Origin of the sequence: Alkalidesulfovibrio alkalitolerans DSM 16529 (assembly GCF_000422245.1) — a bacterium.
Classification (GTDB): domain Bacteria; phylum Desulfobacterota; class Desulfovibrionia; order Desulfovibrionales; family Desulfovibrionaceae; genus Alkalidesulfovibrio; species Alkalidesulfovibrio alkalitolerans.
Genome location: NZ_ATHI01000030.1, coordinates 161,115 through 173,182 on the forward strand (window position 1 = coordinate 161,115; position 12,068 = coordinate 173,182).

The following is a 12,068-nucleotide window of genomic DNA, read 5'->3' on the forward strand; positions in this document are numbered from 1 at the left end:
GGAGCCCGTCATGTTCAAGAGCCTGCACGACCGTTTCTTCCGTCTGGTCCACCAAGGCCGCCTGATCTATAATTGCTGCTGGGAAGACCCGGCGCTCGACCGGGACTTGCTTGAACTGGGGCCGGACGCGCGCGTCGTGGTCATCACCTCGGCCGGGTGCAACGCCCTGGAATACCTGCTCGACGATCCCGCCCGCGTGGATTGCGTGGACATGAACTACCGCCAGAACGCGCTGCTCGAACTCAAGAAGGCGCTCATCCTGCATGCCGGGCACTACCAGCTTTGGGCGCTCTTCGGTCGCGGCGCGGATCGCGACCACGAGCGCATCTATTCCTCCGTGCGTCGCCATCTGCCCGACTTCGCCAAGGATTTCTGGGACAGGAAGATCGGCTGGTTCTCGCCCGAGGGGCGGGGGTCGTTCTACTACCGGGGCGCGGCCGGGGACGTGGCCTACGCGGTCTCGCGCCTGCTGTGGAAATTGCGGCCGGAGCTTCGCACGCTGGCCATGGAGCTTTTGGAGGCCAAGGATCGGCAGGAGCAGGAGCGGGTCTTCGCGGCCATCGAGCCCCGGCTGTGGAGCCGGGTGCTGTCTGGAATCGTGCGCCAGCCGTGGCTCATGGCCTTTTTGGGCGTGCCGCGCCCCCAGATCGACCTCATCGTGCGCGAGCACCCGGATGGACTGGCTGGCTTCGTCCGCGACCGGCTCAGGCACGTGCTGACGCGCGTGCCCATCGACGAGAATTATTTCTGGCGCGTCTATCTGACCGGATCCTACACGCCTGCCTGCTGTCCGAACTACCTCAAGCCCGAGAATTTCGAGGTTCTGCGCGAGCGGGTGGCGCGCGTCCACACCCATACCGACAGCCTGAGCGGTTTTTTGCGCGCAAACGAGGGGGCTTACAGCCATTTCGTGCTCCTTGACCATCAGGACTGGATGGCCAGGCACGTTCCGCTGGCCCTGCGCGAGGAATGGGGGCTGATCCTTGAGCGGGCGTTGACCGGGGCCAGGGTGCTGCTGCGCTCTGCTGGCGGCCGCGTGGACTTCATCCCCGAGGAGGCCTTGGCGCGGCTCGCTTTTCGTCCCGATCTGACCGAGCCCGCGCATCCCCTCGACCGCGTGGGCACCTACGGCAGCCAGCACCTGGCGGAGGTCGGCTGATGCGCGACGCAGCCTTCGCCACGCACGAGAAGCTCAACCGCTACTATGCCGTGCACGCGCGCATCTACGACGCCACGCGCTGGACGTTCCTGCTCGGCCGCAACGAGATATTGGATGTCGCGGCGCGCGAGCTTTCCGCAATCCATGAGCCGCGAATTCTGGAGGCGGGATGCGGCACGGGCCGCAATCTGCAGACTTTGGGCAGGCGCATGCCGCGCGCCTCGCTGACCGGGGTGGACGTGTGCGCGCCCATGCTGGCCAGGGCCAGCAAGCGGCTCGGGGGGCTGGGGCTTTGCCGGGCCGGGGTCACGGCCAAGCTCGCGCGGCGGCCGTACGACGCGCCGCTCGAACCGGGGTCGCACGACCTCGTTCTCTTTTCCTACGCCTTGTCCATGTTCAATCCGGGCTTCGAGCAGGCGTTGGATGCGGCCTACGCGGATCTTCGTCCCGGCGGGCTGCTCGCGGTGGTGGATTTCCACGACACGGCCTTGGACGGCTTTCGGGCCTGGATGCGGGCCAACCACGTGCGCATGGAAGGGCATCTCCTGCCCGAACTCGAAGCGCGTTTCGCGCCGCGCCGCGTGAGCGTTCGCCCGGCCTGGTTCGGCGTCTGGCGGTACGCGCTGTTCGTGGGCGAGAAGAAATAGTCTGGACGCCAGCGCCTCATGGTGTGGCGAGCAGGCCGCTCACGGCGGACAGCAACTCGTCCGGAGCGAAGGGTTTTCGCAACAGCGCTTGCGCGCCGAAGGCCCTGGAATAGTCCAGAAAACTCATGTCGCCCAGCGATCCGCCGCCGGACATGGCCAGGATGCGGCATTCGGCCGATTCGTTGCGAAGCTCCATGATCGTTTCCAGGCCGTCCTTGTCCGGCATGAAGATGTCCACGATCAGGCAGTTCACCGGCCGCGAGCGGAAGAGCGCAAGCCCCTCCTTACCGTTGGCCGCCTCGATCACCTCGTGGCCTTCGCGTTCCAGCACGGCGCGGATGAAGCGTCGCATGGTCGGGTCGTCGTCGATGACGAGCACGGTGGCCCGGGGATGCGTCATGCGGCAGGGCTCCTTGCATGGCGTTCAGGGCGAACGTTATGTTGACCCATTTTTTGAAATAGGGACTGTGCGCGTTCCGTCAAGCGTCCAGGGACGTGCGGGCGGCATGAAGTTCGCGCTCCAGGTCGGCGACGAGGCTCCGGCAGTCCTCGGGGCAGCCTTGCACGGCGGCCGCTTCGAGTCGCATGGCCGCGATGGAGGCACGCGTCGCGCCGACCATGGCAGTGGTGCTTTTGAGGGAGTGGCCGTGACGAGCCAGCGCGCCCAGGTCATCCGTGTCCATTGCGTGGCGCAGACCCGCCAAGCGGCCGGGAAGCTCGTCCAGGAAGATGGACGCGAACTCGCGCGCCAAGGCGGTGTCGGCGCCGAGCGATCGTCCAGTCAATGCATTTGCGGACGGTGCAAGCGCCTCGGCCAGGGCTGCTTCCGAGATGGGCTTGGAGAGAATTCCGCTCAGTGCGCCGGTCACATCCCGTTTTTTGATCCAGGCCCGCTCATGGCCGGTGAGCGCAAAGACGGGCACGTCGGATGAAGTGGCCCAGTGTCGCGCCTCGCGCACGCGCCGCAAGACCTCGAAGCCGTCCATGTCCGGCAGTTCGATGTCCAGGATCACCGCCCGGACCGGCAGGGAGGCCATGATTTCCAGGGCCGCGCGTCCGGAACCCGCAACGCGCGCTGGCAGGCCCATCCTGCGCAGCACCTGTTCCGTGTACATGGCGTTCAGGACGTCGTCCTCGACCAGCAGGACAGGGCGTTGATCCCCGGAGGCCGGACGGGATGTGGAATGGGTGTGTTCAGCCATGGGATTCTCGCATCTGCCAATCCCATAGCGCATTTCTCGCCCTGGGTGCAATCAAGGATTGCGAACGACCTCCACGCGGCGGTTCAATTGACGATTTTCCGGGGTGTCGTTGGGGGCCAGGGGCATGGATTCGCCAAAGCCCTTGGGGATGAGCAACTCCGGAGCAATCTTGAACTGCGTCGCGAGGTAGTGCTTGACCGCGTTCGCGCGGCGCAGCGAGAGACGCATGTTGTACTCCTCGGTTCCCACGCTGTCCGTGTGGCCACGCAAGGTGAAGCTCTTTCCGGCGAGTTCGGGCGAGGTCAGGGCCTTGCCCAGTTCGTTCAGGATGAGCGCCGCGTCCGGCCTGATGTCCCACTTGTCGAAGTCGAATTCGACCTTCAGGTTCACGCCCTTGAGCGGGTCGCGCTCCACGACGACGCGCTCGGTGCCGTCGGGTGCGTACTCCATGGCCTTGGCCCCGGCCTTGGGATCGCTTGGCGCGGCGACACGATGGGGACGCAAGAGCCCTTGCAGGATGTCGTCCGAGGTGGTGGCGAAGCCGTGGGCGTCGGACCAGTCGTGGACGACGTCGGCCATGTTCGTAGCGATGCGGTAGAGCATGAGGTTCATGGCGTCCATGGGCATGCGGTACGAGCGCCGGAACAGGATGTAGTCCTCGGTCAGCACCCGCTCCATGCGGCCAGCCTGGGCAAGGGACCACACGAGATCGCCCGAGGCGGCGTCGATGATGTCGAGCCTGAGCGAGACGGCCGAGTCCGAGTTGCTGCCGCCGTGCAGATAATGGCTGATCTCGCCGGTCACGGCCAGGTCCGCGCCCTTGGAACGGGCCAGGCGGGCCACGTGCGCGCGGTTGTTGTAGAAGGCGTCGTCGTCGAGGCTTTGCACGGCGAAGACTTCACGCTCCATGAAGGTCTGCCAGAAGACGGTCATGGATTGCGTGCCGATGAGGCGCGGGTTTTCCATGGACTCCGTGACCTTGAAGGGCACGAAAAGGGCCGAGAGTCCGCGCGTGGGCGTGGTGCGAGGCTTGGAGTAGGTGTGCAGGGGCGAGGTGCGCACTTCCTGGTCCAGTGTGACCTTGGATGACTCGGTGACGCGGGGCTGCACATGGCCGCAGGCCGAGAGCAGGAGGCAGGCGAGGGCCAGGGCCGCAAGGCGCGTGGTCGTCAGATTCATGACGCTTCTCCGGGAACGGCTTTTCGCGCGCCCCCCGCGCCTGGGCCGTGATCATTCACGGCCCAGGCGCGGGGTTTTGGCGGCGGACGGGTCCGTGACGGGACGCCGTTGTTTCACCCGGAGATAGCAACAACTATGCCGAGTAGCTCGACATGCCCGCGATGACGGCGAAGACCAGCAGCACCAGGATGGCCAGAGGCAGGACCAGGGCCAGAAGCACCTGGAGATAGCTGGTCCTGTGGATGCGTTTGAGGCCGATGAACGTGATGAGCATGGACCAGACCAGGGCCAGGGCCGGGCCGACGAAGGGGATGATCGCGAGCGGCGCGGTGGCGCAGGAGTAGCAGAGCACCCGGAAGGTAGCCTCGAATCCCCGCTTGCCCCCCTGGAAGACGAATAGACCCACGTGGATGATCGAGGCGAAGAAAAACATCTGCAAGGTGGTCGTGAAAGGCGCGACGATGGTCTGGGTTATCTGGCTGCGCGGACCGTAGGCGGACATGATCACTTCCCGCAAGGCGGCCGAATCCACCTGGGTCGCGAGCGTGTCCAGAGCCGTGACGACCCAGGGCAGCATCAGCAGATGTCCGATGAGCGAGATGAGGATGGCGTAGACCAGTGGGCGGCCCAGGCCCTTGTTCACGGGTAAGGCCTCGAAAAACAGGCCGGGCGAGAACATGGCGCGCGTGGTGGTGGCGAAAAGTCCGCCGAAGAAGCCGTGCCGGTCCAGGCGTTCGAAAGGTGCGTCCACCTCGGGTTCGCCCGGCTCGGGGCGCCAGTCCACGGCCTCGTCGAAGCGGCTCTCTCGCCGTTCTGCCTCGTCGCCTGCCTCCATGGCCTCGAGTCGCTGCCAGATGTCGTCGGCGTCGTCCTGCGGGGGCTGGCGTCCGGAGCGTTTCCCGGCGCGGCTTTCGGGCTTCTCGTCGGTCCAGGGAGCGGGATGCGTGGGGGGCTGGCCTTCCTCTTCCGGGCCTTCCTCTTCCGGGCCTGCCTCGGTCCACCTCCTCGGTCCCGTGACCTGCACCGGAGAGTCGTCGTCGGGGCTTGCGCCGGGCCAGGTTTTTGAAGCGGCCTGCCTGGCGTGGCCGACGTGCGGCTCGCGCAGCAGCGAGGCCGGGGGTTCTTTCGCTGCCGTGCCCGGTTTTGCGGGAGGCGGCTCGGACGGTCGCTGCAAAAGCGTGGAGGCGCTGTCCGAACCAGTGTCCGCATCATGGCCCGCAATTGTGCGGGCCGCTTCGGGCTCATTGTCTGGGAGTTCCGGCGAGGATTCGAACCCGAGGGTCCGGGTCAGGCGGCTGATGGGGTCGCCGCCTTCGGTTTCGGAGGGCTGCGCCGTCGGCGGAGGTTTGAGCAGGGCCGAGATGCGCTCTGCCGAGGCCTCTTCCGCCTCGGCCTCCTCGTCAACCCAGGGGATGAGCGGCCGGGTGCGTGCCGGTTTGGGCGGTTCGTCGACCGACGTGGGCGTTTCGCGAGGCGTTTCGGGCTGGAGCAGGGAGGGTTTTTTGTCCAAAGCCTCGTCCGGGAATTCGCGTCTCGGCGCGAGGTCGGGCGGCGCAATGTGCGTCCGTTCTCGCTTCTCGACGCCTTCGTCCTCGGCATCACGTTCCTGTTCGCCGGGAAACTCGTCGGGCAGGGAGCGGAACTGGAACTTGGTCTTGCACTTGGGGCAGGTGGCGCGCACCGAGCCCGCGGGTATCTTGTCGTCCGGAACGCTCCGGGTGAATCCGCATTCGGGGCAGGTTATGTCCATGGCGTCATCCGCTTGGGGGGATTTTGGATGTCCAAGTTTGAAAGCCTACCTTCTCGGGCGTGGCAAATCAAGGCGAATCGGGGCCCGCGCGGACAGGGCCGAGGGGCTCGCGTTCGTCCGGGCAGCCTTTGCCCGCGCGGCCTGCGATGACGAAGTGCGGGGTGTCGCGGGTCGTGAAGAGCCGCCGGGCGCGTCGGACTAGGTCGGGATCGAAGGGGGCGCGCACGGCGCGCGGGCCGCGATGGCAGGAAAAGACGAGCTTGCCCCAGGGCGAAACCAGGCAGGAGTAGCCGGGCAGATGGCCGAAGGGCGTCTCGCCCACGGCGTTGGCCGCGAGCATGTAGGCCTGTGTTTCGATGGCCCTGGCTGTGAGCAGCCGCCGCCAGTGGGGCAGGCGCGTCTGGGCCCATTGTCCGGCCACGGCGAAGAGGTCCATGTCCTGGCGGGACTGGAGGCGGAAGAGTTCGGGAAAGCGCAGGTCGAAACAGATGGCTCCGCCGATGCGAAGTCCCCGCCAGGTCACGGGCCGGGGGCAGGGCTCGCCGGGCGTGAAATAGCGGCTCTCGTCCACGCCGGGAAACAGGTGCAGCTTGCTGTAGATGCGCTGCGGCCGGGGATGCTCGCCGGAAACGACGTACAGCGAATTGTACAAGGCGTTGTCGCGTCGCTCCCAGAAGCTGCCCGCCAGAGCATGGCCGGTCTGGTCGCAGAAGTCCTGGAGCCTGACCAGCAGGTCCTGGTTTTCGGCGGCCCAGCGCAGTCGCTGCTCGTAGTCGAATCCACCGTAGAAGAGTTCGGGAAAGAGCCAGAACGTCGGCTCCGCGTGTGATGCGGCCGTGTCGAGAAAGGGCGCGAGGTCTTCAAGGCATGTGCAGACGGGCGTTTGGAACGCGCCGAGGTAAAGCGTCATGGGCGTCTCTCCGGGCCATGCATGGCGCAAGGGTGGTTACACCTGGTTTTCGGGAAGCACAAGGCCGCGCGCGGGAAGCGTGAAATGGCCTGCGCCGGGGAGGAGCGCAAGCGGCAGACGGGGGTAGTCGTCCGAGAGCACGTGGCGCACGCCCCCTCGCGCGGCGGCGTTGAAGCCGTCGAGCTTTTGTCTGATGCGCTCGCTGCTTTTGGTCAGTGTCTGCTCGTGCAGGATGGACGCATTCAGGAGGATGCAGGTCTGTCCCGTGATTCCCTCCAGCCGTTCGTGCACGGGGCGCGCGTAGGCAAGTCTGGGCCGCTTGCGGAAGAAACGAAGTTGCAGGTCCGGCCACAGGCCGTGGCCGCATTTTGCGTGCGCGGCGTCTGGATAGAGCGTCAGCCGGGGCAGGTGAAACGCCGAGACGCCCCTCTCGTCCGCCTGCGCCGCAAGGTCGGGCAGGGCTTGCCACAGTGCCTCCGGCAGCCGTTCGTCCGCGTCCAGGACGAGGACCCAGCCGTCGTCGCAGGCATCGAGCATGACGTTTCGCTGGGCCGCGAAATCGCCGTCCAGGGGGCGCACGATATCCGTGCGCCGTGCGTCGAGCGGCAGGTCGTCGGGGATGTGGCCATCCCACACGGCCACGAAGCGGCGCACGTATTTGGGCGCGCAGGCGAAGAAGTCCGCAAGGCTTGGCTCGTCCGGATGCAGGATGGCCGCGAGCGTGAGGGCGGGGAGGGCAATGGTGGGAGGGCCGTCGAATTCGACCGTGCGGCCGAGATGGAAGACATCGCGCAGCCGCGTGGCCGCTCCGCGTTGCTCGGGAGAAAGTTCGGGATTCACGAGGTCGAAGGTGGTCTCGGGCGTGAGCCCTTCCGAAAGCCACAGGAGCTTGTGCGCCCAGGGCGAGGAATCGGCGAGCAGATCGCGGCTTGGGTCACCGCGCCACCACTCCAGCCGCCCCGAGGCGAGGCCCGCTCGGGCCGTGCCGGGGTCGGGCTCGCTGACCACGAGGCGCACGGAAGACGGCAGGCTTGCCGCCAGGGCGCGGGCCAGCGCGCCCGAGGCCAAGCCGAACAGGAGTACCGCGGACTTCTCTTGGCGGGCCATGGCCTTTCGAATGCGCGCGCAGAGCGTCTCGACGCGCGCGTGAGGCGGCTCCGGCGAAAGCGGTGTATCCGGTCCGAGCCGGTAGCGTAGCACCTCGCGGCTATAGAAGGAGAACGCCGACGTGTGGCCCGGAGTATGGACGATGCGAGGCATGGCGCAGCATAGCCGTGGGAGCGCGGCGCAGCAAGGGGCCTGCCTGGGGATCACCTGCTCTGCGAGTTGCCGTAGGCCATGGCGGCGCGGCGGACCTGCAAGGTCACGGGGCGCGGCGGCTGCGGAGACGCTTCGGTCGCGGGCTTCGGGGCGCTTTCGGGCGCGGGCCGCTTCTCCGCTCCGTTTGCCGCGTCGCTGAATGCGGTCGGCTGCATCGTCGCTTCCGATTCGGACTGCGCCCGCGCTTCTCCGGTCGTCGCGGCCTGGCTCTCGGGCTGGACCGCACCCGCCTTGGGCTGCATCTTCATCGCCGTGGCCGCAGCCGCGAGGCTGAGCGGCTTGGCCGGGGCCTTGGCCTGCTCGTCCGGCACGGCCGTCTCGGCTGCTCCCTTGATCTCCGCATATGCGGAGCGCAGTCCCTTGAGAATGTTGATGACCTGGTCGATGGCCTCGGTGTCCATCTTCAGGTTGGCCATGAGCAGGCGGGAATTGCAGTAGAAATAGAGTCGTGAAAGATTTTCGGCGATCTCGCCGCCCTTTTCCTTGTTCAGGCTCGATTGCAACTCGTTGATGACGTCCGAGGCCTTGGCCAGAAGCTGGCCCTTGCCCTTGAAGTCGCGGGCCTGAATGCGCTCCTTGGCCTGCGAGAGATACTTCATCGCGCCGTCGTAGAGCAGGATGAGCAGGTCGGCCTGACTGGTCGTGCCCACCTGCGTGGCGATGTAGGCGCGCGTGGCTTTGTGCATGCCTTACTCCGATCCCGAGGGGAGCTGCTTGATCTGGTTCTGCAGCATACCCTGGATCCCGTTGTAGTTGGAAAGGGTGGCTTCGAGCCGAGCGAAACGATCGCGCAGGTTGCGTTCGTTGTTCTTCAGGCGGCGCTCCTCGAATTCGATCTTTTTTTGGATATTCTCGATGATGTCTCGGTAATTGTCCTCAAGGATGTTCAGCGTGCCCTCGCGGGTGTCCGTGAGGCGGTTCAACTCGTTGATGAGTTCCGTGACCTTGCCGACCTTGAGCGAAACGCTGCCAGAATATGTGCCGTTGTCGAAAGTGTTCAACTGGATGGCGAGACCCGTGGCCGGCCCGGTGGTGGCCGTGATCTGCCCGGTCTCCGAGTCGAATCTGGCCGGGTAGCCGCCGATGGTCGCGCCCGTGACCACGCCGCCGGAGATGGAGTAGGACACGGCGTAGGTACCGCCCTTGGTGGTCCCCTGGATGCTGTTGTAGTAGGTGAAGGCGGCCGGATTGTCGCTGGGCTGGGTGACCGTGGCCGAGCCCTCGTAGTGGGCGGAGAACAGGCTCACCACGTCGTCGAGGTTGGTCTTCAGCACCTCGTCGAGCCGATCCTCGTTGAGGATCAAAAGTCCCGAGTTCACCGAGCCCGCGTCGGCGTCCGTGAGGATGCCGAGCTGTGAGAGCGTGGTGTACATGTCGCCCGTGCCTGTGGCGCTGTTGAAATACTCGAAGCCGAGCCCCTTGGAGGCAGTGATGTTTTTCAGATTCTGGGAGATCATGGCCACGCCGTAGTTGCCCGAAAGCAGGCTTCCCTTGTTGGTCATGGAGTCGATTTTGGTCAGCTCCTTCAGGAAGGAGCGTACCTCGTTGATCTGGTTCACGAAGGTCCGGACTTGCTCCTTGATGCCTTCGATGTCCGTCTCCACGTTGACCGTGACGTTGGCGGAGGTCGATTTGAAAAGCACCGTCAGGCCGGGCACCACGTCGTCGATGGAGTTGGTGGCCCGAGTCAGCCAGGCGTTGCTCGGGAAGTTGTTCAAGCGGAACTGGGCGTCCTGGGCGGATTGCGAGACGGTGACGTCTCCGCTTTGATAACCGGACAGGGTGGTCGAGCCTGCGATGGTCAGGGTTTTTGCGGCACCCGTGTCCAGGCCGCGCAGTTGCATGCGATATTCGCCCTCGGAAACCTTGATGGCGCTCGCGCGTACGCCCAGGTTGCCGCCGTCCGCGTTGATAATGTTGATCAAGGTGCCAAGCGTCGTGCCGTTCGGCACGTTCACGGTGTGGTCCGTGCCCGCGTAGGTGTAGGTGAAGGTCTGCGTTGTGCCCGAGTTGTTGACTACGGTATTGAGCGATGTCGCGGGCGTGTTGAAGGTCAGGATCTGATTCTGGGCGAGTTGGTTGATGCTGAAGACGTAGGAGCCTTCCTCGGCGTCGGCCGTGGCCGTGGCCGTGAGCGCGGCTGAGTCGGTGGAACTCGTGTTCTTGACCAGGAACTCGCCTGGGCGATCCATGGCCTGCAACGAGGTCTTGAGCGAGAGCAGCTTGGTGTTCAGTTCCTGGAAGCCCTCGATCTTCTTTTCCCAAGAGGATTTCCAGATTTCGAGCCGCTTTTTCTTGAGTGATTCGACCTCGATGAGCTTTTCGATGATCGAGTCGAAATCCGTGCCCGAGCCAAGGCCGGTGAAGGAGATGCCGCCGGATGCGAGATTGCCGTTTATCATGCGCCGAACCGTCCGGTAATTTTTTCCGGGAGGAGAGTTTCCCGCCGGAAGGTTAGCAAGGACGATGCCAGTCGCCCCGTCGCCGGGGAGGGCCGGGCTCCGAGACGGAGCCCGGCCTTATTGTCTGTTCGGCGTTATACGGGGTCGACTTTAGCCGCCCAGGAGCTGCATGGCCATCCTCGGCAGGCTGTTGGCCTGCGAGAGCATGGCCACGGCGGCCTGGGAGAGGATCTGCTGGCGCACGAACTCCGTCATCTCCAGAGCAACGTCCACGTCGGAGATGCGCGACTCGGAAGCCTGCAGGTTTTCGGCCTGGATCTGGAGGTTGGTGATGGTGTTCTCCAGGCGGTTCTGCAGCGCACCCAGGTTGGCGCGGATCTTGTCCTTGGAGATGATGGCCTGCTGGATGCCCTCAAGGGCGCGCTGCGCAAGGGCCTGGGTGGAGACCGACTTGGCCTGCGCGCCTGCACCGGCGCCGATGCCGACGCCGAGCGCCGAGGCCGTGGAGTTGCCGATCTGGATGTAGTAGTAGTCCTCGGCCGAATCGTTGCCCGCGCCGAAGTGGACCTTGAGCTTGCCGGTGGGGTTCAGACCCTCGCCGTTGTGGGTCTCGGCGCTCAGGTTGCCGTTCAGCAGGTAGATGCCGTTGAAGTCCGTGGCATTGGCGATTCGGGTGATTTCCGAAGCCATGGCCTGGTATTCGGAGTCGATGATGAGACGCTGGTCCGAGTTGTAGGTGCCGGTGGCGGCCTGCTCGGCGAGTTCCTTCATGCGGATCAGCTTCTCGTCGATGACGCCCAGCGCGCCGTCCGCGGTCTGGATCATGGAGATCGCGTCCATGGCGTTGCGCACGCCCTGGTTAATAGACGCAATGTCCGCGCGCATGAGTTCGCGAATCGCCAGCCCCGCGGCGTCGTCGGCCGCGCTGTTGATGCGCAGGCCCGAAGACAGCCGGTTCACCGACGTGCCCAGGTTGCTGTAGGCCGTGGTCAGGTTGCGGGCCGCGTTCATGGCCATCAGGTTGTGGTTGATAACGAGCGACATAGTGTTTCCTCCTTGGATTGTTGGCCCCGGCGTCCCTGCCGGTGGCAAAGTTTCACGTGTGAGTCACCGTTGCCTGCCCTATCGGCTGACTGGAGATTCCCTTTAGGGGGTCGAGAAAAAAAAGAAAAAAGCCCGCCCGCTTTCGCGGACGGGCCCGTGTTGAAGGCTGAATGCGGATTGAGGGCTACTAGCCGCCCAGGAGCTGCATGGCCATCCTCGGCAGGCTGTTGGCCTGCGAAAGCATGGCCACGGCGGCCTGCGAAAGGATCTGCTGGCGCACGAACTCGGTCATCTCCAGGGCCACGTCCACGTCGGAGATGCGCGACTCGGAAGCCTGCAGGTTCTCGGCCTGGATCTGGAGGTTGGTGATGGTGTTCTCCAGGCGGTTCTGGAGCGCACCCAGGTTGGCGCGGATCTTGTACTTGGAGATGATGGCCTGCTGGATGCCCTCAAGG

At 65.2% G+C, this 12,068-nt stretch carries 12 protein-coding genes; 2 read left to right on the forward strand and 10 right to left on the reverse strand.

The window, feature by feature from the left end; translation table 11 throughout:
- The first annotated feature begins 10 nt into the window (after positions 1 to 10).
- Together DSAT_RS12550 and DSAT_RS12555 are read left to right on the forward strand one after the other, a co-directional pair.
- On the forward strand, positions 11 to 1,159 hold the full coding sequence (locus DSAT_RS12550) for a BtaA family protein (protein WP_020887902.1): 1,149 nt from the start codon (positions 11 to 13) through the stop codon (positions 1,157 to 1,159).
- The gene (locus tag DSAT_RS12555; protein ID WP_020887903.1) at positions 1,159 to 1,806 is read left to right on the forward strand and encodes a class I SAM-dependent methyltransferase; all 648 of its coding nucleotides are present in this window, start codon (positions 1,159 to 1,161) and stop codon (positions 1,804 to 1,806) included. Before DSAT_RS12550 ends, DSAT_RS12555 begins: the two co-directional genes overlap by 1 nt.
- Before the next feature lie 16 nt (positions 1,807 to 1,822).
- On the opposite strand, the gene DSAT_RS12560 is transcribed toward DSAT_RS12555, so the two are convergent.
- The 10 genes from DSAT_RS12560 to DSAT_RS12605 all read right to left on the reverse strand — a co-directional run.
- A complete protein-coding gene (locus DSAT_RS12560; protein ID WP_020887904.1) occupies positions 1,823 to 2,206 on the reverse strand; it encodes a response regulator transcription factor in 384 nt (127 codons plus the stop codon).
- A 79-nt stretch (positions 2,207 to 2,285) separates the two neighbouring features.
- Positions 2,286 to 3,008, reverse strand: coding sequence for a response regulator (locus DSAT_RS12565; protein ID WP_161656107.1), 723 nt, complete (start codon positions 3,006 to 3,008; stop codon positions 2,286 to 2,288).
- Between the two features lie 51 nt (positions 3,009 to 3,059).
- A complete protein-coding gene (locus DSAT_RS12570; RefSeq protein ID WP_020887906.1) occupies positions 3,060 to 4,187 on the reverse strand; it encodes an OmpA family protein in 1,128 nt (375 codons plus the stop codon).
- Between the two features lie 133 nt (positions 4,188 to 4,320).
- Positions 4,321 to 5,937, reverse strand: coding sequence for a YIP1 family protein (locus DSAT_RS12575; protein ID WP_020887907.1), 1,617 nt, complete (start codon positions 5,935 to 5,937; stop codon positions 4,321 to 4,323).
- A 67-nt stretch (positions 5,938 to 6,004) separates the two neighbouring features.
- Complete coding sequence (locus DSAT_RS12580; protein ID WP_020887908.1) at positions 6,005 to 6,847, reverse strand: nitrilase-related carbon-nitrogen hydrolase; 843 nt, start codon at positions 6,845 to 6,847, stop codon at positions 6,005 to 6,007.
- 36 nt (positions 6,848 to 6,883) lie between these two features.
- Complete coding sequence (locus DSAT_RS12585) at positions 6,884 to 8,107, reverse strand: glycosyltransferase family protein (RefSeq protein ID WP_020887909.1); 1,224 nt, start codon at positions 8,105 to 8,107, stop codon at positions 6,884 to 6,886.
- Positions 8,108 to 8,157: 50 nt separating this feature from the next.
- A complete protein-coding gene (fliS, locus tag DSAT_RS12590; protein WP_020887910.1) occupies positions 8,158 to 8,853 on the reverse strand; it encodes a flagellar export chaperone FliS in 696 nt (231 codons plus the stop codon).
- Positions 8,854 to 8,856: 3 nt separating this feature from the next.
- Complete coding sequence (fliD, locus tag DSAT_RS12595; RefSeq protein WP_020887911.1) at positions 8,857 to 10,569, reverse strand: flagellar filament capping protein FliD; 1,713 nt, start codon at positions 10,567 to 10,569, stop codon at positions 8,857 to 8,859.
- A 150-nt stretch (positions 10,570 to 10,719) separates the two neighbouring features.
- Positions 10,720 to 11,613 (reverse strand): flagellin N-terminal helical domain-containing protein, encoded by an 894-nt coding sequence (locus DSAT_RS12600; RefSeq protein ID WP_020887912.1) that lies wholly within the window; start codon positions 11,611 to 11,613, stop codon positions 10,720 to 10,722.
- A gap of 187 nt (positions 11,614 to 11,800) precedes the next feature.
- The coding region (locus DSAT_RS12605) for a flagellin (RefSeq protein WP_020887913.1) at positions 11,801 to 12,068 on the reverse strand (268 nt) is incomplete at its 5' end.

Excerpts from the sequence above, each read along its gene's own strand:
- DSAT_RS12550 (WP_020887902.1), top strand. The coding sequence starts at position 11 with ATGTTCAAGAGCCTGCACGACCGTTTCTTCCGTCTGGTCCACCAAGGC.
- DSAT_RS12555 (WP_020887903.1), top strand. The coding sequence starts at position 1,159 with ATGCGCGACGCAGCCTTCGCCACGCACGAGAAGCTCAACCGCTACTAT.
- DSAT_RS12560 (WP_020887904.1), bottom strand. The coding sequence starts at position 2,206 with ATGACGCATCCCCGGGCCACCGTGCTCGTCATCGACGACGACCCGACC.
- DSAT_RS12565 (WP_161656107.1), bottom strand. The coding sequence starts at position 3,008 with ATGGCTGAACACACCCATTCCACATCCCGTCCGGCCTCCGGGGATCAA.
- DSAT_RS12570 (WP_020887906.1), bottom strand. The coding sequence starts at position 4,187 with ATGAATCTGACGACCACGCGCCTTGCGGCCCTGGCCCTCGCCTGCCTC.
- DSAT_RS12575 (WP_020887907.1), bottom strand. The coding sequence starts at position 5,937 with ATGGACATAACCTGCCCCGAATGCGGATTCACCCGGAGCGTTCCGGAC.
- DSAT_RS12580 (WP_020887908.1), bottom strand. The coding sequence starts at position 6,847 with ATGACGCTTTACCTCGGCGCGTTCCAAACGCCCGTCTGCACATGCCTT.
- DSAT_RS12585 (WP_020887909.1), bottom strand. The coding sequence starts at position 8,107 with ATGCCTCGCATCGTCCATACTCCGGGCCACACGTCGGCGTTCTCCTTC.
- fliS (WP_020887910.1), bottom strand. The coding sequence starts at position 8,853 with ATGCACAAAGCCACGCGCGCCTACATCGCCACGCAGGTGGGCACGACC.
- fliD (WP_020887911.1), bottom strand. The coding sequence starts at position 10,569 with ATGATAAACGGCAATCTCGCATCCGGCGGCATCTCCTTCACCGGCCTT.
- DSAT_RS12600 (WP_020887912.1), bottom strand. The coding sequence starts at position 11,613 with ATGTCGCTCGTTATCAACCACAACCTGATGGCCATGAACGCGGCCCGC.